The 22115-nt window shown below is 44.1% G+C and carries 21 protein-coding genes; 4 read left to right on the top strand and 17 right to left on the bottom strand.

From position 1 onward, the window contains the following. The first annotated feature begins 69 nt into the window (after positions 1–69). The gene (locus MHO32_RS17265) at positions 70–795 is read left to right on the top strand and encodes a metallophosphoesterase family protein (protein WP_239213182.1); all 726 of its coding nucleotides are present in this window, start codon (positions 70–72) and stop codon (positions 793–795) included. A gap of 117 nt (positions 796–912) precedes the next feature. On the opposite strand, the gene pheT is transcribed toward MHO32_RS17265, so the two are convergent. From pheT to thrS, 16 genes are all read right to left on the bottom strand, one after another. Continuing rightward, positions 913–3300, bottom strand: a complete 2388-nt coding sequence (gene pheT / locus MHO32_RS17260; protein ID WP_239213180.1) for a phenylalanine--tRNA ligase subunit beta — start codon at positions 3298–3300, stop codon at positions 913–915. Positions 3301–3318: 18 nt separating this feature from the next. Continuing rightward, positions 3319–4302 carry a phenylalanine--tRNA ligase subunit alpha gene (pheS, locus tag MHO32_RS17255; protein WP_005439802.1) on the bottom strand — a complete coding sequence of 328 codons (984 nt, stop codon included), beginning with the start codon at positions 4300–4302 and terminating at the stop codon, positions 3319–3321. Between the two features lie 281 nt (positions 4303–4583). After that, on the bottom strand, positions 4584–5708 hold the full coding sequence (locus tag MHO32_RS17250; protein ID WP_239213169.1) for a GGDEF domain-containing protein: 1125 nt from the start codon (positions 5706–5708) through the stop codon (positions 4584–4586). Positions 5709–5885: 177 nt separating this feature from the next. Next, positions 5886–7067, bottom strand: coding sequence for a hypothetical protein (locus MHO32_RS17245; RefSeq protein WP_239213167.1), 1182 nt, complete (start codon positions 7065–7067; stop codon positions 5886–5888). 9 nt (positions 7068–7076) lie between these two features. Beyond that, positions 7077–7868 (bottom strand): outer membrane lipoprotein-sorting protein, encoded by a 792-nt coding sequence (locus tag MHO32_RS17240; protein WP_443088421.1) that lies wholly within the window; start codon positions 7866–7868, stop codon positions 7077–7079. 41 nt (positions 7869–7909) lie between these two features. Beyond that, positions 7910–10285 carry an efflux RND transporter permease subunit gene (locus MHO32_RS17235; RefSeq protein WP_239213165.1) on the bottom strand — a complete coding sequence of 792 codons (2376 nt, stop codon included), beginning with the start codon at positions 10283–10285 and terminating at the stop codon, positions 7910–7912. A 201-nt stretch (positions 10286–10486) separates the two neighbouring features. Then, positions 10487–11275 (bottom strand): TetR/AcrR family transcriptional regulator, encoded by a 789-nt coding sequence (locus MHO32_RS17230; RefSeq protein ID WP_239213163.1) that lies wholly within the window; start codon positions 11273–11275, stop codon positions 10487–10489. Positions 11276–11445: 170 nt separating this feature from the next. Then, on the bottom strand, positions 11446–12255 hold the full coding sequence (locus MHO32_RS17225; RefSeq protein WP_005445576.1) for a helix-turn-helix domain-containing protein: 810 nt from the start codon (positions 12253–12255) through the stop codon (positions 11446–11448). Between the two features lie 347 nt (positions 12256–12602). Next, entirely contained in the window at positions 12603–13052 is a 450-nt protein-coding gene (locus MHO32_RS17220; RefSeq protein WP_050932775.1) for a hypothetical protein, read from the bottom strand. A 144-nt stretch (positions 13053–13196) separates the two neighbouring features. Continuing rightward, positions 13197–13511, bottom strand: coding sequence for a heavy metal-binding domain-containing protein (locus tag MHO32_RS17215; protein WP_005443150.1), 315 nt, complete (start codon positions 13509–13511; stop codon positions 13197–13199). A gap of 1 nt (position 13512) precedes the next feature. Further along, positions 13513–13902, bottom strand: a complete 390-nt coding sequence (locus MHO32_RS17210; RefSeq protein ID WP_239213161.1) for a VOC family protein — start codon at positions 13900–13902, stop codon at positions 13513–13515. Between the two features lie 12 nt (positions 13903–13914). Further along, positions 13915–14295, bottom strand: a complete 381-nt coding sequence (locus MHO32_RS17205) for a RidA family protein (protein WP_017190336.1) — start codon at positions 14293–14295, stop codon at positions 13915–13917. A 317-nt stretch (positions 14296–14612) separates the two neighbouring features. Beyond that, a complete protein-coding gene (gene rplT, locus MHO32_RS17200; protein ID WP_004727974.1) occupies positions 14613–14966 on the bottom strand; it encodes a 50S ribosomal protein L20 in 354 nt (117 codons plus the stop codon). Positions 14967–15006: 40 nt separating this feature from the next. Next, a complete protein-coding gene (rpmI, locus tag MHO32_RS17195) occupies positions 15007–15201 on the bottom strand; it encodes a 50S ribosomal protein L35 (RefSeq protein ID WP_005445589.1) in 195 nt (64 codons plus the stop codon). A gap of 123 nt (positions 15202–15324) precedes the next feature. Then, positions 15325–15876 (bottom strand): translation initiation factor IF-3, encoded by a 552-nt coding sequence (gene infC, locus MHO32_RS17190; protein ID WP_074050532.1) that lies wholly within the window; start codon positions 15874–15876, stop codon positions 15325–15327. 3 nt (positions 15877–15879) lie between these two features. Beyond that, complete coding sequence (gene thrS / locus MHO32_RS17185) at positions 15880–17808, bottom strand: threonine--tRNA ligase (RefSeq protein ID WP_239213159.1); 1929 nt, start codon at positions 17806–17808, stop codon at positions 15880–15882. A 295-nt stretch (positions 17809–18103) separates the two neighbouring features. Between thrS and MHO32_RS17180 the strand changes: the two genes are divergently transcribed. Then, on the top strand, positions 18104–19093 hold the full coding sequence (locus MHO32_RS17180) for a DUF3187 family protein (protein WP_239213157.1): 990 nt from the start codon (positions 18104–18106) through the stop codon (positions 19091–19093). Positions 19094–19097: 4 nt separating this feature from the next. Here the strand turns inward: MHO32_RS17180 and MHO32_RS17175 are convergent, their stop codons facing one another. After that, the gene (locus MHO32_RS17175; RefSeq protein ID WP_009697351.1) at positions 19098–19841 is read right to left on the bottom strand and encodes a sporulation protein; all 744 of its coding nucleotides are present in this window, start codon (positions 19839–19841) and stop codon (positions 19098–19100) included. A 193-nt stretch (positions 19842–20034) separates the two neighbouring features. On the opposite strand from MHO32_RS17175, the gene hutC reads away from it, so the two are divergent. Then, a complete protein-coding gene (gene hutC / locus MHO32_RS17170; protein ID WP_005445599.1) occupies positions 20035–20742 on the top strand; it encodes a histidine utilization repressor in 708 nt (235 codons plus the stop codon). A gap of 121 nt (positions 20743–20863) precedes the next feature. Continuing rightward, positions 20864–22114: an imidazolonepropionase gene (gene hutI / locus MHO32_RS17165; RefSeq protein WP_239213155.1), complete on the top strand. Its 1251-nt coding sequence runs from the start codon at positions 20864–20866 to the stop codon at positions 22112–22114. Position 22115 lies beyond the last annotated feature (1 nt).

Below are 22115 nucleotides of genomic sequence, written 5' to 3'. Positions count from 1 at the left end.
GCATATCAAAAACAAAAGATTGAATGATAGACTAACGTCAAACAACTACCGTTTTTGCTTTGCAACTCTATGACATCAATTATTCAAATCAGCGACTGCCATTTAAGTGACGATTCAAGCTTTGAGAATCTACGTGGCGCGCTTCTTTATGCTCAAAAAGATTCATCATGCGATACCCTTTTGCTCACAGGCGATCTTTGTTGCAACCCCAAACCGGGTGATTACCGTGTACTACTAAGTTTCCTAGAAAAGCACATTCGCGATAAGAAAATATTCGCAATTGCAGGCAACCATGATGACACCAAATTGATGAAGCGGGAACTGGTCGGTAGCTCTATTAACGTAGTGAATAAAGCCAAAATTCATAACCGTGACATGCTGTTCTTAGATTCGAGTGCTAAACCTTTGGATAAGCGCCACCCTTTAGGCTCTGGTCGTGTCGATAACCGTGGGCTAGCACGCTTCAATAAACAACTTCGCCATGCGATCAATCCGATTGTTGTTATCCATCACCCTATTATTCCCGTAGGCTCGGATTGGATACAAGCCATTTGCTTGGAAAACGATGCAAGCTTACATGCGCTTTTGGCTAAGTACCGGGTTCAAGATGTTATTTGCGGGCATGGTCATGATGCACTGACTGTAACGCGTCAAGAAGTCACTCAACATATGGCACCCGCTACTGCTTACGGTTTTGACCACAGTATTGACGAATACAACCGCAATACAAAGATTGGCGTGAATAAGATTCACCTCGAAGATGAGAGGATGAAGGTAGAGACAGTTTGGCTCTAGTTATTCCCTATTTCCTATCTCCTATCTCCTATCTCCTATCTCCTATCTCTCAAGATATAAAAAAACCCTGCCAAACTGGCAGGGTTTCCATTTCTTAAGAAGATACGTTACATGAGATTAGTCACGTAGAGACGCACCAAACTTCTCAGAAACGTGAGCAACGATAGCATCAACCGCACCAGCGATATCTGCATCTTCTAGAGTACGCTCAAGTGACTGTAGAGTCAGAGCGATTGCTAGGCTCTTCTTACCTTCTTCAACGCCTTTACCTACGTAAACGTCGAACAGCTTCGCATCTTTAAGGAACTCGCCACCTTGTTCTAGACAAGCGTTAACGATATCACCAGATGCAACAGCTTCATCCACGACTACCGCGATATCACGACGGTTTGAAGGGAATTTAGAAAGTGCTACCGCTTCTGGGATTACTTTGCTGTTGATTGCAGACCATTCGATTTCGAAGACGATAGTACGACCATTTAGACCGAACTTACGCTCAAGTTCTGGGTGAACAGTACCGATCACACCCACTTCTTTGCCATCTACGATGATTGCCGCAGATTGACCTGGGTGAAGTGCTGGGTGCTTAGCTGCAGCGAAAGAGTACGCTTTTTCGTTAGCAGATAGCTCTAGAATTGCTTCTAGATCGCCTTTAAGGTCGAAGAAATCAACAGTGTTAGTTTCGATATCCCAATGCTCTTCACCGCGAGTACCTGCGATAACACCGGCAAGCATTGGCTCTTGGCGCATACCGTTTTCTGCAGATTCACATGGGATGAAACGTAGACCATATTCAAATAGACGAACGCGTGGCTGTTGACGCTTCTGGTTGTGAACAACCGTGTTCAGCAGACCTTGGATAAGACCAAGACGCATTGCTGACATGTCTGCAGAAATTGGGTTTGGAAGCACTAGAGGCTCAACACCAGGTACAACTAGCTTTTGTTGCTCAGGCTCAACGAAGCTGTATGTGATTGCTTCGTGGTAACCACGGTCAACAAGAAGATCACGAACGCGTTTCAGTGGAAGATCCGCTTCAACGTGGTTGTGCATCTTAAGTGCTGCTGCTGGGTGTTGGTTAGGAATGTTGTCGTAACCGTAGATACGACCAACTTCTTCAATCAGGTCTTGCTCGATAGCGATATCGAAACGCCATGTTGGTGCTACTGCCACCCAACCTTCTTCAGAAGCTTCAACTGTCAAACCTAGGCGCTCTAGGATTTCTACTACGTCAGCATCAGCGATGTGGTGACCTAATAGGTTGTCTAGCTTAGTACGACGTAGAGCAACTTTGTTTGGCTTAGGTAGGTCTGCTTCAGAGTCTACTGCAACAACAGGTGCTACTTCACCGCCACAGATCTCAACAAGAAGCTGAGTTGCACGCTCCATTGCGCTAACCTGCAGTGCGTAATCCACACCACGTTCAAAACGCATTGAAGAATCAGTGTGAAGACCGTAGCTACGAGCGCGACCACGGATGTGGTCAGGTGCAAAGAATGCACACTCTAGTAGAACGTCTTTAGTTTCCGTTGTTACACCAGACTCTTCACCACCAAAGATACCTGCGATTGCAAGTGCTTTGTTGTGGTCAGCAACAACTAGTGTATCTGCGTTTAGTTCTGCTTCGCTACCGTCAAGAAGTGTTAGCTTCTCACCTTGCTCAGCCATACGAACTACGATGCCACCTTCGATCTTCGCTAGATCGAATGCGTGCATTGGTTGACCTTGCTCTAAAAGAACGTAGTTAGTGATGTCTACTACAGGGTCGATAGAACGAATACCACAACGACGCAGCTTCTCTTGCATCCATAGTGGCGTTTCAGCTTGAACGTTTACGTTCTTAACAACGCGACCTAGGTAACGTGGACACGCAGCTGGCGCTTTCACTTCGATAGACACTTTATCTTCGATTGAAGCTGCTACTGCTTCTACTGATGGCTCAGTTACGTCAGCTCGGTTTAGTACGCCAACTTCACGAGCTAGACCACGAATGCTGAAACAGTCAGCGCGGTTTGCCGTTAGGTCTACGTCTACTGTTACGTCGTCTAGACCTAGGAATTCACGGAAATCGGTACCGATTACTGCGTCTTCTGCTAGCTCCATGATGCCATCTGACTCAACATCGATACCTAGTTCAGTGAACGAACAAAGCATGCCGTGAGATGGTTGACCACGTAGTTTTGCTTTTTTGATTTTAAAGTCGCCTGGAAGAACAGCACCAACCGTTGCTACTGCTACTTTCAGACCTTGGCGACAGTTGTGTGCGCCACAAACGATGTCTAGAAGCTCTTCTTCACCCACGTCTACTTTAGTAACGCGCAGTTTGTCTGCATCTGGGTGTTGACCACATTCAACAACGTGACCAACTTTAACGCCGTTGAACGAACCTGCTACAGGTAGCACGTCATCAACTTCTAGACCCGCCATTGTAATTTGGTGAGTTAGTTCGTCAGTGGTAATCGAAGGACTAACCCACTCACGAAGCCATGATTCGCTGAATTTCATAGTGATTTATCCCCTGGATTACTTGAACTGTTTTAGGAAACGAAGATCGTTCTCGAAGAACGCACGTAGGTCGTTTACGCCGTAACGAAGCATTGTTAGACGCTCAACACCCATACCGAATGCGAAACCAGAGTATTTTTCAGGATCAATGCCTACGCTACGTAGTACGTTCGGGTGAACCATACCGCAGCCTAGTACTTCTAGCCATTTACCGTTTTTACCTTTCACATCAACTTCAGCTGAAGGCTCAGTGAACGGGAAGTAAGATGGACGGAAACGTACTTCCACTTCCTCTTCGAAGAAGTTGCATAGGAAATCGTGCAGGATGCCTTTCAGCTGTGCGAAGTTTACGTTCTCATCAACCAGCATGCCTTCCACTTGGTGGAACATTGGCGTGTGCGTTTGGTCGTAGTCGTTACGGTATACACGACCAGGCGCGATGAAACGGAATGGTGGTTTGCCATTTTCCATCGTACGGATCTGTACGCCTGACGTGTGAGTACGAAGCATCAAATCTGGGTTGAAGAAGAAAGTATCATGGTCAGTACGCGCTGGGTGATCAGCTGCGATGTTTAGTGCATCAAAGTTGTGGAATGCATCTTCGATTTCTGGACCAGACTCAGTGTTAAAGCCAAGTTCACCAAAGAACTTCTCAATACGCTCTACAGTACGAGTAACTGGGTGTAGACCACCGTTCTCGATACGACGACCTGGTAATGTTACGTCGATCGTTTCTGCCGCTAGCTTCGCTTCAAGCTCTGCACGTTGTAGTGCGTCTTTACGAGCTGCGATAGCTTGCTGAACCACGCCTTTCGCTTTGTTGATCTCTTGACCCGCTTCACGGCGTTCTTCTGGTGGTAGTTTACCTAGGCTTTGAAGTTGAGCAGTTAGCTCACCTTTTTTACCTAGATACTGAACACGCACTTCATCAAGTACGACTAGCGATTCTGCAGCTTCAATTGCTGCACTCGCGTTAGCAATGATCTCTTCTAGATGTTGCATCGTTTCCTCATCTACCTATTGGTAGTATCCATAAGGGAGTGATTGGTTTTTTGATAGCTGTACATAGTAGCCAAACCCGCCACCAAGGCCAAATTGAATTATGAAAAGAAGAGGTTATTGAATAAAAAGAACACAAAAACGTAAAAAATGAAGGGTTGCTATGGAATAACCCCTGCTTTTTCGTGATTATTTTTGCATAAGTAGCTAAAGAATACGCCACATAGATTTTCACCAAACAGTGAAAAAATTGGGTTCTCTGGCGTTCTAATGTGAATGACGAGTTAGTTCGAAGATATTAGCTTTTGCGATGACCGTACTCGGTTTTTACCGTTTTGTTTTGCTAAGTAAACGCCTTCGTCAGCAACTCGGATCAAATCAGTGTAAGTTTGCATTTCTTCGCGGCGTTCTGCTACCCCGACACTGATGCTGCCTCGCCAAGGTTCGAATGCTGTTGGAACCAGCATGTGAGAGATCTGTTTTCTCACCATCTCGGCAACATGCAACCCACCTTCAAGACCCGTGTCCGGGCATATAACAACGAACTCGTCGCCGCCAAGTCGGCACACGATATCATCACTGCGGAAAGAGTGTTTTAGCGCTTGTGCAAGTTCTTTTAAGACCAAATCTCCGGCTTCATGACCACAGGTGTCATTGACTTGCTTAAAGTAATCCGCATCAATCATGATACAAACCAAAGGTAAAGCTCTCGCCTCCTCGTTTCGCCACAAGGTCTTGAGAGATTTAATCGCACTTCTTCGGTTCGGCAGTTGAGTCAACGAATCCGTGAGTGATAAAGCCTCTAGCTGCTTATTGGCTTGAGAAAGTTGTATTGTCCTTTCATCCACTTTTTCTTCCAAAACCAGATTAAGCTTCAGTAATTCTCGGTTACGCTCTGAAACTTGTGAAAACAGAGCATTTAGCGCATCTAGCAATGGCGCAGTGGATGCGTTGGCTTGTTTTTCTTGTTCATCATACGCCGCCCTCGGTGACATCCCAGATTGAATGGCAGTCACTTGCTTAGACATATTTTGATCAATACCAAGAATGTGGTAAGCCAACCAATGAATGAGGAAATCCAATAACTGCTCAGCAGCGCGTTTATTGGCATCACTGATAAAGCTCTGCATACTGATGATGTCGCTCATAAATGCGCGGTGTACTTGGATATGTTTTTCTAGGTGCTCTGGGTGGATCTCGACCTCTCGCATCAAGTTCTCTTCTTCTTTGAAGTGGAACTCGGCATAGCGAGACAGTTCAAATAATGCTACTTGAATGTCCGTGAGAGTGATGCTGTTTTGCGCCAAAAGTTCGCCGTACTTGTTGATAAATCCAACAAGATATTGGTGCTGTTCATCGACTTCTTCGATGCCTGTTTCAAAATAAGTGTCCCAGAGAAATGAATTCAACGTTACTACCCCTAAGTAAAACCGGAGGGTTTTGTTAGTTGCTTATCGCATCGCTATCAAAACCACAACAAACATAAGGAATAGTAACGATAAATCTTCCTTACGGCTCTAGCAGCCAGTCAAAATAATGACATGGATCTCTTTGCCTTAGAATTTTCGATTTACTTATCTCCCGCACTAAAAATAGTACTGGATAGATAGCTCGATAAAATCATCGTCTCTTGCGAAATACAAGAGGTCCGTTGGCGTGTCATTTTTAAACAACCAAGCATCAATTTGCCACTTAAAATGATTTGAAATGCGGCTGGAAGCCTCAAGTTTTGCGTTGTACACATCGGTATTATCGAGATCTTGCGTGATACCAGTTAGGATTTCGGTGCCATCTTCATCATTAAACGCTAAGCGAACACCTGCAAAGACATCATTTTGACCAATGTTCTGCGCGTTGTTACCACGGCTATCATATAAATACTCACCGATAAGACCCACATCCCATACCGTTTCAAAAGCCCCCACTATCGTGTATTCAAATCCGGTAACAACACCGACATGATTATCAAAACTATCACGATAAACACTTTCAAGTTTCCATAACCAATCTCCCACGATTCCCTGCACATCCAGTCCAACATGGCTCATCAATGCGTAGTAAGGTTTTAGCTCGCCTTGCTCGAATCGAAAATACGGGTCACGGTTCGTTCCATAGACATAGCTCAAGCCGAGATCCCAATCGCCAAACATTTGTGCATACCGCAACGCGACATCTACATGCTTTTCTTCTCGACTCGATTCGTACAACGCATCATCGGAGACAACAGGATCGAACCTCAAACGCCCATCTTTACCCGCGAATGTTCGTTCACGAAAATAAGGCAAGATAATAGCATCCAGCGTTCCCCACTCTTTGATGGACGTAAAATGCACCATGGGTTGTCCCAATTTATCTTCACCATCGACCGCTTCTACCGCATCAATTTGGTTTACAACATCCACTAAGTGCGCAGATTCTGTTACACCCCAAAACACCTTGCTAATACCAACACGAAGTTCATAGTCATCCCAATAGGTTAAATACAAGGCTTCTCGAATATCAGCATGCGTACGATCATCATCCATGCTGTCCCAACGATAAAAAGGCGTAAAGGTGAAACTCGCATCACCATCTTGAAGCTCCCAGTAGAGCTCTGGTTGCAATACTAGCGATGTTTGCCCTTTGCTCTGCCCTTGAGCACCGGCAGAGAAAAATTGTCGATGCTCGAAGTTAACCTGACCTGCCAATTCAGCGCCAAGCAAAGACGAAGAACAAAGCACAGCCATAATGCTAGCCAAGACTCGGCCAGCAGCGATTGCCCTAGTCATTCAACCTCCCTACTTGACACGCTTGAGGATGCTTTTGTTGAAGTCGTTATCTTTAAGACCGGTCTGAAACGTCAATTCACTGGTTGTCAGTTCTGTACTCTTGCCCGTTTGGTGATTCATCATTGCCATAGTGTGGGCACGCCAGTATTGATTCAGATACTGTTTGTAATCAGAAAACTCTAACGTCTTTAACAACGCACCTTTGCGGTCATAAAATTCTACTTTCAGAGGACGATAATGTGCTTGATCTAGCCAAACCACCTGCTTGGTGTAACCGGAGTTTTTATCTGTCGGGATTTGCTCCAATACAAACGTCTGTTGGTCATTCATCGTTTCATCTTTAAGGTAATTGAAACGGTACTTTTCAATCTCGAATGAGCTCAGGTCTTCATAAGCAAACTCACTGCCCATAAATGGACCAGATTTATTGCGTGAAGCGATACGTTTTACGCGTTTGAGCGCGGGTAGATAGAGCCATTGGTCGTCAGCGCCCACCGTGTGTGAATGATTAAGAAATGCGGTTCCTTTAACATCTCGTGGTTCATCAAAGATAGTTAGCCCTTTATCGCCATCATCAGCGACCTCCAGTGATTTTAGGCGCATCAAGCGAGTACTACTTTCTCCTTGAGCATTGCGAAGTATCATTTGCATGGTGGCAACAGAATCTCCCCAGCCTTGGTCACGCGCTTTGCGCTCTTGTGCAATTTCCAACCCTTTAGCTTCGTCAGCCCAAGTGAGAGGAGCCATTAACAGAGAAATCGATAATGTAACGACATTCAGAGGTTTGCTAAATAACTTCATCATATAGTCCTTGTCTTGTTTTCCTTGAGGGCACTGTTCAATCACAACGATGCCGTAATGTTTTTCTTCGCTTGTGTTTCTGGCGTCTTAGTCTTTGTTTGCTCGACATATGCTGCTTTATCAAAACGCATGAGTAGCGTTGGCAAGAATAAAAAGTCCACGACCAAGGCGATAAAGATCACGATCGCACTAAGCTGCCCCATATCTGCATTTAAGCGAAAGCTCGACATAGCCAATACTGAGAAACCTGCTACCAATACGACGGTAGTGATCCACAGTGCACGACCAACAGTGTGGAAGGCATAACGAACGGCCTGTTCAGCATTTTGTCCTTCTTTTCGTGCTCTTTGATATTTCGAAAGGAAATGAACCGCGTCGTCGACCACAATGCCAAGCGTCAAGGTCACCACGACTGACAGTCCTAGATTGATTTCACCGGAGATCAGCGCCCAAAGACCGAAACCAAGCACGGCCGGGGCAATATTTGGAACCAAGCTGATGAGACCAAGCCTTAGCGAACGCAGCGCAAAGATGAGTAATGCAGAGATCAAAACTAATGTAATTGGTAACGTAGAGAGCATACTTGCCATATTGGTCTCACCAATGTGAGCAAACATCAATGATGGACTCGATGCGACCACATCATATTGCGGTGCATTGTCGGCAAACCACGCGTAGATTCGGTTCTCAAGGTCAACTAATTCAACACTCCCTAAATTATCGACGGTTAACACCATTTTGATCGAAGATTTATCAACATTAATCTGATTATTAAGATCTAAGCCGTACGGCAAAGACATCTCATAGAGTAGAAGGTATTGCGCCGCCAATTCTCTATCTTGTGGTAGTAAGTAGTAACGCTCATCATCAGCGTGCATGTTTTTATTGAGGCGTTTATATACATCCGCGAGCGTTGCAACATGATCTGTCTCAGGCTGTTCGCGAAGCCAATCGGTAAAGTTGCCTATAGCGGTAAGAAAAACAGGATCAGCAATCCCTTGCGACTCATTGGTTTTGATGGCAATGCTGAGATTGGTCATGCCGCTGATACGTGCTTCCATAAAATCGGCAGCTTGACGAAAATCACTGCGATTATCGAAATACTTTACGGATTCATCATTGACTCGATTTAACGGTATCAAGCTTGCACTCACTGCAATAACGATCACTGATATTGGCATTAACACGTTACGACGTAAAACGACAAAATCTCCTAGCTTGTCCATGAAGTCGGTCCCGCTCTGTGAGGCAGGTTGCTTAACTGAGACTGGTAATAGTGTGAGTAACGCTGGAAGCAGCGTCACTGATAGAAAACAGGCAATCATCACCCCTAATGCCGATAAGTTACCAAAATCTCGCAGCACAGGAGAATCCGACATATTCATCATCAGAAAGCCAATTGCGGTTGTAACTGACGTGATTAGGATGGGCATAAAGTTAAGAGAGATACTGCGCTCTATCGAATGTGCCTTACTAAAGCCGTTTTGCATCGACTGGCGCATAGTTGCAATGACATGCACGCAGTCCGCTACAGCCAATGTCATGACCAAGGTTGGCACATTAACCGTCGCAGTGCTTAAAAACATACCAGCCCAACCAGACAACCCCATCGTTGCTATCACCGAGCCAATAATCACAATAAGAGTCGCGACAACACTTAAGAATGAACGCAGCATGATGGTTAAGAACAACAAAATAACCAACAGCATCGTTGGTACTAAGGTAGCGCTATCCTCTTGTGCTGCGGTCATGAAGGCATAGTTCATGGCGATAATACCAGCTTTATGAAACTCAACATTTGGATAGTTTTGCTGATACTGCGCCAGCATCTGATTAATGTGAGCCATCACCTCTTGGACTTCCGCTGTTTTATCAACCTCCGGCAATTGAACGGTGATATTCACGACAGTGACATCGCCTTTTGCAGAGATCAGCGCATTTTTTAACACTGGCTCTGTTAGTGCGATATTTTTTACTTTCGCAATTCGCTCTGGAGTCAACTCATGCTCTTCGTAAAGCAGGTCTTCGACCAAGAGATCATCTTCAACCGCTTCCGTGTGCTGGTAATTAGCCAGAGAGTCTACTCGGCTCGAATACGGCACTTGCCACGAATCCACTGTTAAGTTTTGTATGAGTTTCAGGATCTCAGGAGTAAACACCTCTCTGCTATCAGGAGCGATCACGATAGCAAGATTGTCTGTTTTGGCGAAGGTGGTTTGAATTTCGTCGAAAGCTAATAACTGCTTATTGCTGCCATCGAAAAAGATATTATAGTCGCCCAGAAAATAGAGATTCTTTGCTCCGATCGTTGCGATAATAACGAGTAATACTGTTGCCAGCAGAACCCAAAGACTGTACTTGGTTGGTATTTTCCCCCATTGACCGGGGCCTGCTTGTTGAGCTTGGTGGTGTTTCATCACACTCTCCCTTTGTGACGTTTCGTCAAAAAACGGAGTTAAAAAAGCAGCTTACGCTGTTCTCTAATTCCAGATGCGTTAATAACGCAGTTTTGGCACTCTAGGGATTAAAAATCCTGATACCAAAACAATCGTTATTGACGATCCGTCAAATAGTGTGACTTAAAAACCAATCGAATAACCGATTGGTTTATACCCTACTCAGCGATTGACTGAATCAAGGTAAGCAATTTCTTCGCTAAATAGTTCCTGCTCAACTCGACGCCAGGTTTTGCGGTAATCCCAATCTGTTGAGAGAGGTAACCACCCTAATCCATCAAGTAACATATTCGCATTGTGTAATACCGAAAACGGGTCTTGCAAACGCTGAATACATCGACTGTTAGATGCATTTTGCGCCAAAGCATTAGAACCAAACGCAATCGACCAATTGGCAAAAACAATCGCATCAGCACCAACAGCAGGAGAGAATTTTAAATCTCCAATTTCCACGGCGTGGTTTACTAATGCGTCCGCTCCAGATATTACTTCTTCTTCCAGCTTGTTCAATTCATTCAGTCGAGCGGGTGAAGCTTTCTCTATCACCCAAGGAGTTTTGGCGACAATAGCGCAAGTCGACAATACGGGTTCCATACGGGCGTAAATACGATACCCAACATGCATTGCAATGATCTTTTCACGCGTGTTGCCATCAAAATTTGCCGTACGCTCAAAAAACACCACCTCACTTTTCAGTGAGTGTATACAAAGTGCAAGGATCACATCTTCTTTGCTGCAAAAATGGTTATAGATGGTCCCTTTTGAATACGGACTGGCAGCCGTTAGCTTATCCATGGTGAGATTAGCAAAGCCTTGTTCTTGCACTAAAGATTTAGCCAGTTGAACTAATTCGACCTCGCGATCAGCGATCGCCTGCTGTTTCTTAGTCAAACCAGAAGCAATTCGGCCTCCCTCTTGCTTGTCATCTTTGTTGCAACCAAAGTTAAACATACTTCCTCGTCCCGTATCCCTGTGTAACTCAAATGAATTGTAACACGAATATGGTTTGCAGAAACGCCACCACATTTCTGACGAATCGTCATAATTGACACTTCGTCATATTAGTTCATTAAATAAACATTTCAAGGATGAATCTATAAATCACTAAAAATAACTAGAAGCTATATCGAAAGGCTTGGTTTATCCCCAGCCGAAGCGATAGCGTAGCGAATGTCATCAATGAAGTTGACTTCTGTTTGTACAATACCATCAGAAAACGTTACAGGCTGATGCGGACCTGCTATCAGCAAAACGTTGGTAAAGTCTGACACATTAAAGTTCTCTGCAACGACGTTTTTAGAATGAAAATCTAACACGGTTTTCGCCATCTGCTCTTCTAAGATAAGTAGCTGTTCTTCCGTGATTTTCATTCGCGATAGCGCTACACGTACACACTTCTCATGTGTAGTCGTTTGTTCTTTAAGGATCTCGGTGTACTTCTCGTTAAGTTTAGAGTTTTCTGCATAGCTGTAATAAAGCGGACCGTGAAGCGTGATGTTGTTATCTTCGTCCACATAAACCAAATCAAGCAGCTCTAGAGCACCAAGGTAGTCAGACATGCTTTGCTTTGAGAGATCATACTTTTTCATAAGAATGGTGTAGCCATCCTTCCCCCTCAGCATTCGAAGTTCTCGATAAAAATCGTAAAGATGCGGAAACTGGAAAAAGACTTCATCCTGCGTACGACTGAAATAGTCCTGATCTTCGGCTTGTAGCTGATTTGCCAGCTTTTGAAGCTCATCGAGGGTACAATCCACAGCTCGACAATACTCAAGTAGCTTATCAAGACCTAGGTTAGTGCTAGTTAAATGACGTTTAAAAGTGGACAACGGCATGCCCATTTTCTCAGATAACTCTCGATATGTTAGCCCTTTGGTTTTGATCGCTTGTCGTAATGCGGCTAACAAGTACTCGGGAGTGAGTTCTCTCATCTACAATTCCTTATGGCAATGTTACAACTGAATGGTATTTGTAACAATTTAGAACCAATTGGCAAGCCATAAGTTCATATTTTTATAAGAAAACAGTGAATTAATATACCCAACATCACATTTAGATGAGCAATACCGCCACCAGAAATGCATTCAGTTTCATTATATCTAATCAATTAAACACATCATAAATACGGTATAACATCCATAGCCCGTCGCATTTCATGCTGATTTATGGAAACTACTCGAATACTTTCGACTTTGAAAGACGTTCATTTTTAGAATAATCACATTAAAACGCACACGCCAAAAAACTGCATATATATGCAACAAAATAGTTCTATTTCTTAAGGCTGAACTTTCTCTGCCACATTCTGTTCAGTGTCAACTATATGGGAGCGCAAAAAACGTAAATGGATAATAGAAATCCCAACGATGATGAGTGGAACATAGATACTCGTTATTGAGTTTGCGATGTAGATCAGAGTCATTTTAAGTTTACCGACAACGCCAACTGAATGAGACCAGCCCTCTGTATTCCCGTCTGAAAAAATACCAAAAGCAAGGTAATACAACATCAGATACAACAGAATAGATTCTTTCCATTGCCCTTCATTCAAATGCCCGACAGCACTCCAAGATACAAATAATGACAAGAATAAAAGAACAAGTAGACCTAAGAAGTCGATAGGAAAAGACAACATGGTCACGAGTAAATTACCTTTAGCTGCTAGCGTCGCTACCAGTAAGCACACGCAGAACGTCACAATTGCATTATTTAAAACTGTATCACGCATAAATTCGCCTCCTTTTTTAGGAGGCGAATTATGAGATAAAAACAGCCATTGACGCTTAGTTAAAAATGGGGGAACGAGCTACCTCTAACGATTTCATCTTTATTGCACATAAGTTTGCAACACGCTGTGCAACATCATACTTTATTAAACGAGCTTTACTGCCGTACCAAAGGCAAGAATCTCTGATGAACCGTCCACAATCGAACTAGTGGTAAAACGAATACCGACAACAGCATCTGCTCCTAGGTTCGCGGCATCCTCTACCATTCGTTGAATAGCGATATTTCGGGCTTCAGTCATCATTTCGGTGTAGCCACGAATCTCACCACCAACAATGCTTTTTAAGCCAGCCATGAAATCACGCCCAATGTGCTTTGACTGAACCACATTGCCCGTCACGACCCCTTTTATCTCCGCAATTTCACGCCCTGGAATCGTCTCGGTTGTTGAATAAATCATGTTATACCTCAGCAAGATAATTAGATAACTCAATTAAGTTACCATCTGGGTCTCTAATGTAAACCGATAGGATGTTACCAATTGCGCCTGTCCGTTGAACAGGACCATCAATAACCTCGACAGAATGGGAGTCTAAATGGGAGAGCACATTTGCAATTGGCGTATCACATACAAAACATAAATCAGCACTCCCAGAAGCTACTTGACTTGCCTTAGGTTCAAATTCATTGCCAAGCTGATGCAAATTGATCTTCTGCCTTCCATACACAAGTGCAACACGCCCCTCACCAAAGGTGATGCTTTCCATACCAAGCACTCGCTCATAAAAATCCACCGTGGTTGTTATGTCTTTTACTGTTAAAACCAAATGGTCTAATCGATTTATTTTCATCCCTACCTCTTATTACAACGCCTCGCTTGAGATTACTGCCTCTATTTCTATTGCCAAATCAGCATGGATCAAGGCACTGACTTCCACCAGCGAACACGCCGGCAAGTAGCCCTCATAGAAATCAAATAGTACTGAACGAATCGCCGCGAGTTGACTCATATCAGTAATAAACACCGTCAACTTCACCAGATCACGCTTCTCTCGTTGCTCTTCAGCCAGTATTTGCGATAGATAGGATAAAACTGTCTTTGTTTGATCTACTAGCCCCTCAGCTTGGCTCGAAGAGCCTAACGCAGTCAACCCTGAAACATATAAGGTCTCACAGTGTCTAGTAGCATGAACATAAGGACCTGAAACCTGTGGCAAAAATTCATAACTGATTCGTTGAACCATACATTCCTTCCCTAGCGGTTAAATTTTCGTTTGTTCAGTTGCTCTTTCTAGTCGTGGAGCAACACCATAGTTCGCTTAATGATGTCCTCTAACGGCTGCGCCTTGGTGTCTTTCCTAGCTCTTTTGCTCGTTATGCCGATAAACCCTACCACAGATTAATAACAAAATGATTTAGCAAGCACTGAGATGGAAGTGAGAAGTGAGAAGTGAGAAGTGAGAAGTGAGAAGTGAGAAGTGAGAAAACTTACGGATAACAAAACAAAAAGCAATAAAAAAGGAGAGCTAATGCTCTCCTTCTCTTAATCCTAAACTGCTAATTAAAGAGCAGCTTTCGCTTTTTCAACTAGAACAGCAAATGCTGCTTTGTCGAATACTGCGATGTCCGCTAGGATCTTACGGTCGATCTCGATAGATGCTTTCTTAAGACCGTTGATGAAACGGCTGTAAGATAGACCATTTTGACGAGATGCCGCGTTGATACGTGCAATCCATAGTTGACGGAATTGACGTTTCTTAGCGCGACGGTCACGGTAAGCGTATTGACCAGCTTTAGTAACTGCTTGGAAAGCTACGCGGTAAACACGTGAACGTGCACCGTAGTAACCTTTAGCTTGTTTTAGAACTTTCTTATGACGTGCACGAGCTTGTACACCACGTTTTACGCGAGGCATTATGCTTCTCCTAAACTAAACGATTGATAACTAAAAAGAATTAAGCGTATGGCATCATACGAACAACTGCAGCCACTTCACAACGAGGAAGGATTGAGTTTGGACGTAGTTGACGCTTGTTCTTAGTAGTACGCTTAGTCAGGATGTGACGTTTTGTAGCGTGCTTGTACTTAATACCACCAGCAGTTTTCTTAAAACGCTTAGCAGCACCTTTGTTGGTTTTCATCTTAGGCATGATGAATAACTCCGCATTGAGTAGGTTTAATAAACAACGTAATTAGGGCGAACAAAACCCAGCCGCTATACCTTTTATTAGAAGGAAAGGCGGCTAGGTCTTAATTACTTGATGAGCCGTTAATTACTTCTTTTTAGGGGCAAGAACCATGATCATCTGACGACCTTCGATCTTACTTGGGAAAGATTCCACTACAGCAAAGTCTACAGTGTCTTCTTTTAAGCGATGAAGAACGTCAACACCGATGTCTTGGTGTGCCATTTCTCGGCCACGGAAGCGAATTGTTACCTTCACTTTGTTGCCTTCTTCAAGGAAACGCGTCAGGTTGCGTAGTTTTACCTGATAGTCTCCAATATCAGTTCCAGGACGGAATTTTACTTCCTTAATCTGAACCTGTTTTTGCTTTTTCTTCTGCTCTTTAGCAGATTTGCTCTTTTCAAAGAGGAATTTGCCGTAGTCCATAACACGACAGACTGGCGGCTCAGCGTTAGGACTGATCTCCACAAGATCCATGCCTGCTTCTTCAGCAGCTGCGATCGCTTCTTGAATCGATACAACACCAACTGATTCACCGTCAGCGCCAGTTAGTCGAACTTCACGAACGCCACGAATTTCACCGTTCATACGGTGTGGGTTTTGTTTTACCGGCTGTTGGCCGCGTCTTCCGCCTTTAATAGCTTATTCCTCCAGATTGAGCTTACGGCTAGAGATCTCGTCTTGGATGTATGCGATAAAGTCATCCACTTTAAATTTACCGAGATCTTTACCTTTACGAGTACGTACTGCGATTTCGCCTGCTTCCATCTCTTGGTCACCGACAACAAGCATATACGGTACACGCTTCAAAGTGTGTTCGCGGATTTTAAAGCCAATCTTCTCATTTCTCAAGTCCGCTTTAGCTCTAATTCCACTTTTTTGTAGTTTTTGTACTACTTCCTGAACATAATCTGACTGTTTATCAGTAATGTTCATAAGAATTGCCTGTTCTGGCGCCAACCAAGTTGGGAAGAAACCAGCATATTCTTCGATAAGGATACCAATGAAACGCTCTAGTGAACCTAGAATTGCACGGTGAATCATTACCGGTACAAGACGTTCATTGTTTTCACCTACGTAAGTTGCACCTAGGCGACCTGGTAGGTTGAAGTCTAACTGAACAGTACCACACTGCCACGCACGGTCTAGACAGTCGTATAGCGTGAATTCAATCTTAGGACCGTAGAACGCACCCTCACCTTCTTGAATTTCGTATGGGATTTCCATCGATTCAAGAGATTGTTTCAATGCTTCTTCAGATTGATCCCAGATTTCGTCTGAACCTACACGTTTTTCTGGACGAGTAGACAGTTTCACTACGATGTTGTCGAAACCAAATGTTTGGTACGTATCGTACACCATCTTGATACAGTTTGTTACTTCTTCTTGAATTTGGCTCTCAGTACAGAAAATGTGAGCGTCATCCTGAGTAAAGCCACGTACACGCATAATACCGTGTAGTGCACCAGATGGTTCGTTACGGTGACATGAGCCGAACTCAGCCATACGTAGCGGTAGGTCACGGTACGATTTTAGACCTTGGTTAAAGATCTGTACGTGACCTGGACAGTTCATTGGCTTAATCGCGTATTCACGGTTTTCAGAAGAAGTTGTGAACATCGCATCAGCGTATTTGTCCCAGTGACCAGAGCGTTCCCAAAGAACGCGGTCCATCATTAGCGGACCTTTTACTTCTTGGTAACCGTACTCATCTAGCTTAGCGCGAATGAATACTTCTAGATCACGGAAGATAGACCAACCATTGTGATGCCAGAACACCATACCCGGCGCTTCTTGCTGCATGTGGAATAGGTCTAGTTGCTTACCAATCTTACGGTGGTCGCGCTTCGCCGCTTCTTCTAGGCGAGTTAGGTGCGCTTTCAGAGCTTTCTTATCGTGGAAAGCTGTACCGTAGATACGTTGAAGCATTTTGTTGTCGCTGTTACCACGCCAGTATGCGCCTGCCACATTTAATAGTGTGAAATGTTGACAGAAGCTCATGTTAGGTACGTGTGGACCACGACACATGTCGATGTATTCTTCATGGTGGTAAAGACCTGGACGATCATCACGAGATACGTTTTCGTCTAGGATTTCCACTTTGTATGGTTCTTCACGTGATTCAAACGTATCACGTGCTTCCTGCCAGCTTACTTTTTTCTTAACCACTTCGTACTTGGTTTTCGCTAGCTCTTTCATACGCTTTTCAATCTTTTCAAGATCGTCTTGCGTTAGAGAATCGTCTAGGTCGATGTCGTAGTAGAAGCCGTTGTCGATTGTTGGACCAATCGCCATTTTAGCTTGAGGGTAAAGCTGCTTAAGAGCGTGACCAAGAAGGTGAGCACAAGAGTGACGAACGATTTCTAGACCGTCCACTTCATCTTTAACTGTGATGATCTCTAGGCTTGCGTCTTCTTCAATTAGGTCACACGCATCTACGCGGTTACCATTTACACGACCAGCGATAGTTGCTTTTGCAAGACCAGGACCGATCGATTGCGCAACTTCCATAGTAGAAACTGGGTTGTCAAATTGACGCTGACTGCCGTCAGGAAGAGTAATAATAGGCATGCTATGTCCTTTACAGTGGTGTTGCACACCAAGCAACACATGTTATTCAAATTAGAAGATATTTCGAAAGTTGATGACGGTCGCTCGGTAACACGAATACCGGACCTTCATCAGAACGAGGATTGTACCTAGCTCACATTTAGAATGCAAAGAGCGATTTCAAAATGTCATCTAAACTTCATTACTACCAATTCAACACTAAGCCCAAATTGTATAATTATTGCAATTGAACAGCATTCAAAACATGAAGACACTATAGTTAATTTATTGAGTAATCTCATTTTAGGCTTTCATCATGATGGATTTAAGATGGCAACCTACTCTTTTGAGTTGCGCCTTGTTTCTAAGTACCCCAGCGTTCAGCGCATCCGATTTGTATGGTCCACTGCGCTCTTATGCGCAATCTCCAATACAAGTGGTCAGTCATACTAACGTACTTCGCTCTGGGTATAGTCTTCCCTCCGGCTACGTTGAAGCATATGGTTCGGGCACCATCGCAAGTGTCTGGGCTCACACGAGCGATTATTCTCTCGATTACTATCACAACCAACTTGAGCTCGGTGGAAAATGGCAAATCAACGACCAGTGGCAATGGGAACTGAACTATCGTTGGGTCTTTGCTGCAGACAACCATTTAGATGGACTGACCGAAAGCTTTCACGACCTATTTGGTATCGGACAAAATGGACGAGATGAAGTCGGCAAGAACCGCTTTTATATGTCGATGCCCGAGTACGACATTTTAATAGAGGATTTTGAAGGTGAAACACTGGCAAACAACCTCTCAACGTATATCCAATACCAAATAATACAAAATGAACATCATGGTTTATCTGTCGGTGGTAGTCTCTACTATAACGATGTCGCTCACGGCTCCTTTAAAGGAAGCAGTTTTGAGCAAGGAGTACAAATTAACTACAGCTACCGACTCAATGCAGCCAATGTATTCTATTCCATGGCGGGGATGACGTTTCGAAATAGTGATCGAGCGCTTGTTGACTTCCCATACCGGCACAACACGGCAGCGCTTGCAGGCGGATATCGTTATGCGTTAAACAACAATCACCACTTTATCCTTGAATATCATTGGTATCAGGGCTCCACTGAAGGTCCAAGCGAGTTTGCTGACGCATCGAATGAGTTTGTGATTGGGTATCGCTATTTGATGGAGAACTCTGCCATTGAAATCATGGCGATTGAGAATGCGAGAAACATGGATAACAGTACCGATATCGCCTTCACTTTTGGATATCGGTACCTATTCGTTCCAGAAACGGAAAGTTAGATGTTTACAGATTCAATGTCGGCGCAACTGCTGCCGCAACTTCTGAATCAGAAGCTCCAATTGGTAACGAGAAAGAACGGTATTGATCGCCTGACATACTAAATGAACGGTCGATCTCTGCTAAACAGTGGATAATCCCACCATCTAGGATAAATGAGAGTTCGATCTCTTTAGTTGACACAAAACCGTTATTACGAAATTCCAGTTCTTGATAGATACCGGAGCGTGAAGAGAACGTATTGCCACGCAAGAAGCCTTTCTCGACATCCGCTTTCACCATAGTAAAACCTGCTTGTTCGATGGCTTGGATTACACGCGAAGCAACTGGTAACGGCTTAACCTCGATGTAATCTCTATCACGCGGGTCAATCGCAAAGCCAATATCTAGCGTAGTTTCTACCCAAACATGGCATTGATTTTTCTGTGCACTCACAGCTGTGATTGGTGTTTCGTCATGAAGTTTGAGCTCGAATGGCACTTGTTTTTCTTCATTCGGTTGAATGACAAACGGTTCGACCGCTTTAAGTTGGTCTATCGTGAAAGTTTGGTAACTGATACTGTCATCCACTTCCACTTTCATTTCGGTGTTGAGCTTGATGGTAATGGCATCAATTTGTTGCTCTACGTCACCACCTTTGATTTGAACATGACCGCGCAGTGTTGCCCCTTGGTACACGCTCATTTCATCTAAGATCGTATCGACTTTAGCTGAGCCGATCCCAAGCGACGCTTTGAGTTTTTTAAACATGCGATTCCTTTGTGACTGTCTATTTTCATTGTTTTGATAAGTCTCTGTTTACACAACTGCAGAAACTCCTGCAAGTAATAGACGACAAGAATGCGGACTAATTCCTTTTATCACTGCACAAAATAGGTATGTTTGTTTGCAATTTGTCCATAGATTACGCACTATTTGTATAGTCAATTAAAAGGAAATCTTTATGTCTGCGCCACTCTACATGCAAATCAAGCAATTCATCCTCGATAAAATTGACTCGGGAGAGTGGATAGTTGGGCATCGTATTGCGACAGAGATCGAGTTGACTGAGCAGTTTGGTGTGAGTCGAATGACCGTCAACAAAGCCATTCGGGACTTAGTCAACGAGGGGAAACTGCAACGTCGCCCTCGCCTTGGGACTTTTGTTTGTGATCCGGCGGAGAAATCAGAATCGCCCCTTTTAGACATTCGCAATATTGCCGATGAAATCAGTAATCGCGGACGAGAACACCGCAGCGCAGTGTTACAACAAATCGCTATAAAAGCCGATGACGCTATTGCAACCAAGCTTGGCGTGATGTTAGGCACAACAGTATTTTATAGTGAAATCATACACTTTGAAGATAACAACCCGATTCAACTTGAATTGCGTTGGGTCAACAGTCAATACGCACCAAATTATCTACAACAAGACTTCACTTGTAAGACGCCAAACCAATACCTATCAGACAATTGTCCACTGAGCGCCATAGAGCATACGGTCGAAGCGATTATACCGGATGGACGCGTTAAGCAAGACCTGAAAATGCAAGCCAATGAACCGTGCTTACTCCTCAATCGCCGGACTTGGAGCCAAGATAAACTGGTCAGTACAGCCCTTCTGTATCACCCTGGTAACAAGTACAAATTAAGCTCTAAGATCCTGTTATAAACTGGACGTCACTTCTTCGTTTCGATCACATTTCCGCAACATTAGCCTTGTCAGTGATGCTTTTTTCTCCTATTTATTTGTATATACATTTAAAGAATACGAATTGAAAGGAACGACAAGAATGGATCTGTTGATTGAGAACGCCCGTTTAGTCACGATGCAAGAAGGAGAACATGGTTACCTGCCTTCTCCTCCTGCCCGCGTTGGCATTCGTTCGGGAAAAATCGTTGCCATTAGTACCACAGAAAAAGGCAAAGACAGTGCACAAACCGAATCCATTCTGAATCCAGATCATTACGAACAAACGCTTGACCTTCAAAACAGGTTGTTACTGCCAGGGTTAATAGATTGCCACACCCACCTCGTATACGCGGGTAATCGAGCCAACGAATTTGAAATGCGCCTCAATGATGTGCCTTACGAAACAATCGCCAAGCAAGGCGGCGGTATTCTCTCTACTGTTTATGCCACACGAACCGCAACTAAAGAACAACTAATTGAGCTCGCTTTGCCACGCCTTGACGGTTTGATTGCAAGCGGCGTCACGTCGATTGAAGTCAAATCCGGTTATGGATTAACTCTGGATGATGAAATAAAAATGCTACGTGCAGCCAAAGCCTTGGAACATGAACGTAAGGTTAAGATCACAACCACCTTACTCGCTGCTCATGCGCTTCCTCCAGAATATAAAGATTGCGCTGACGACTATATTCAGCATATTTGTGACGACATTATTCCTCTTGTCGCTCAAGAAAATCTCGCCACCAGCGTCGATGTGTTTTGCGAATCGATAGGCTTTAACTTAGAGCAAGCCGAACGCGTCTTTCAATCGGCTACCCAACACGGGTTAAGAGTGAAAGGGCATACTGAGCAGCTTTCTATGCTTGGCGGTACCGCTTTAACCGCTCAATACAATGGTCTGTCTGCCGATCACATCGAATACCTAGATGAACAAGGCGTAATAGCTTTAGCCAGCTCTCCAACGGTTGCGACGCTGCTTCCCGGCGCATATTACTTCCTACGTGAAACCCAATTACCACCGATTGATTTACTCAGAGAACACAAGGTTCCAATGGCGATTGCAACAGACATCAACCCAGGAACATCCCCGTTTGCTGATTTAACCTTGATGATGAACATGGCATGCACACTTTTCCGTTTAACACCACAAGAGGCATTGCGTGGTGTTACGCAAAACGCTGCAAAAGCATTGGGTTACGGAGAATCTCGTGGCGTCATTGATATTGGCTGTGACGCCGATTTCTCCATCTGGGATATCGAGCATCCAGCAGACCTCAGCTATCAAGTCGGTGCAAAACGCTTAGTAGGTCGTATAGTGAATGGTGAATACGTTTCCCACGGAGGGCATTAAA

It is taken from the genome of Vibrio sp. MMH1-50, from assembly GCF_022347645.1.
GTDB lineage: Bacteria > Pseudomonadota > Gammaproteobacteria > Enterobacterales > Vibrionaceae > Vibrio > Vibrio harveyi.
The sequence above is the reverse complement of the archived record's forward strand: the minus strand, read 5'-3'. Positions and strand labels throughout refer to the sequence as shown.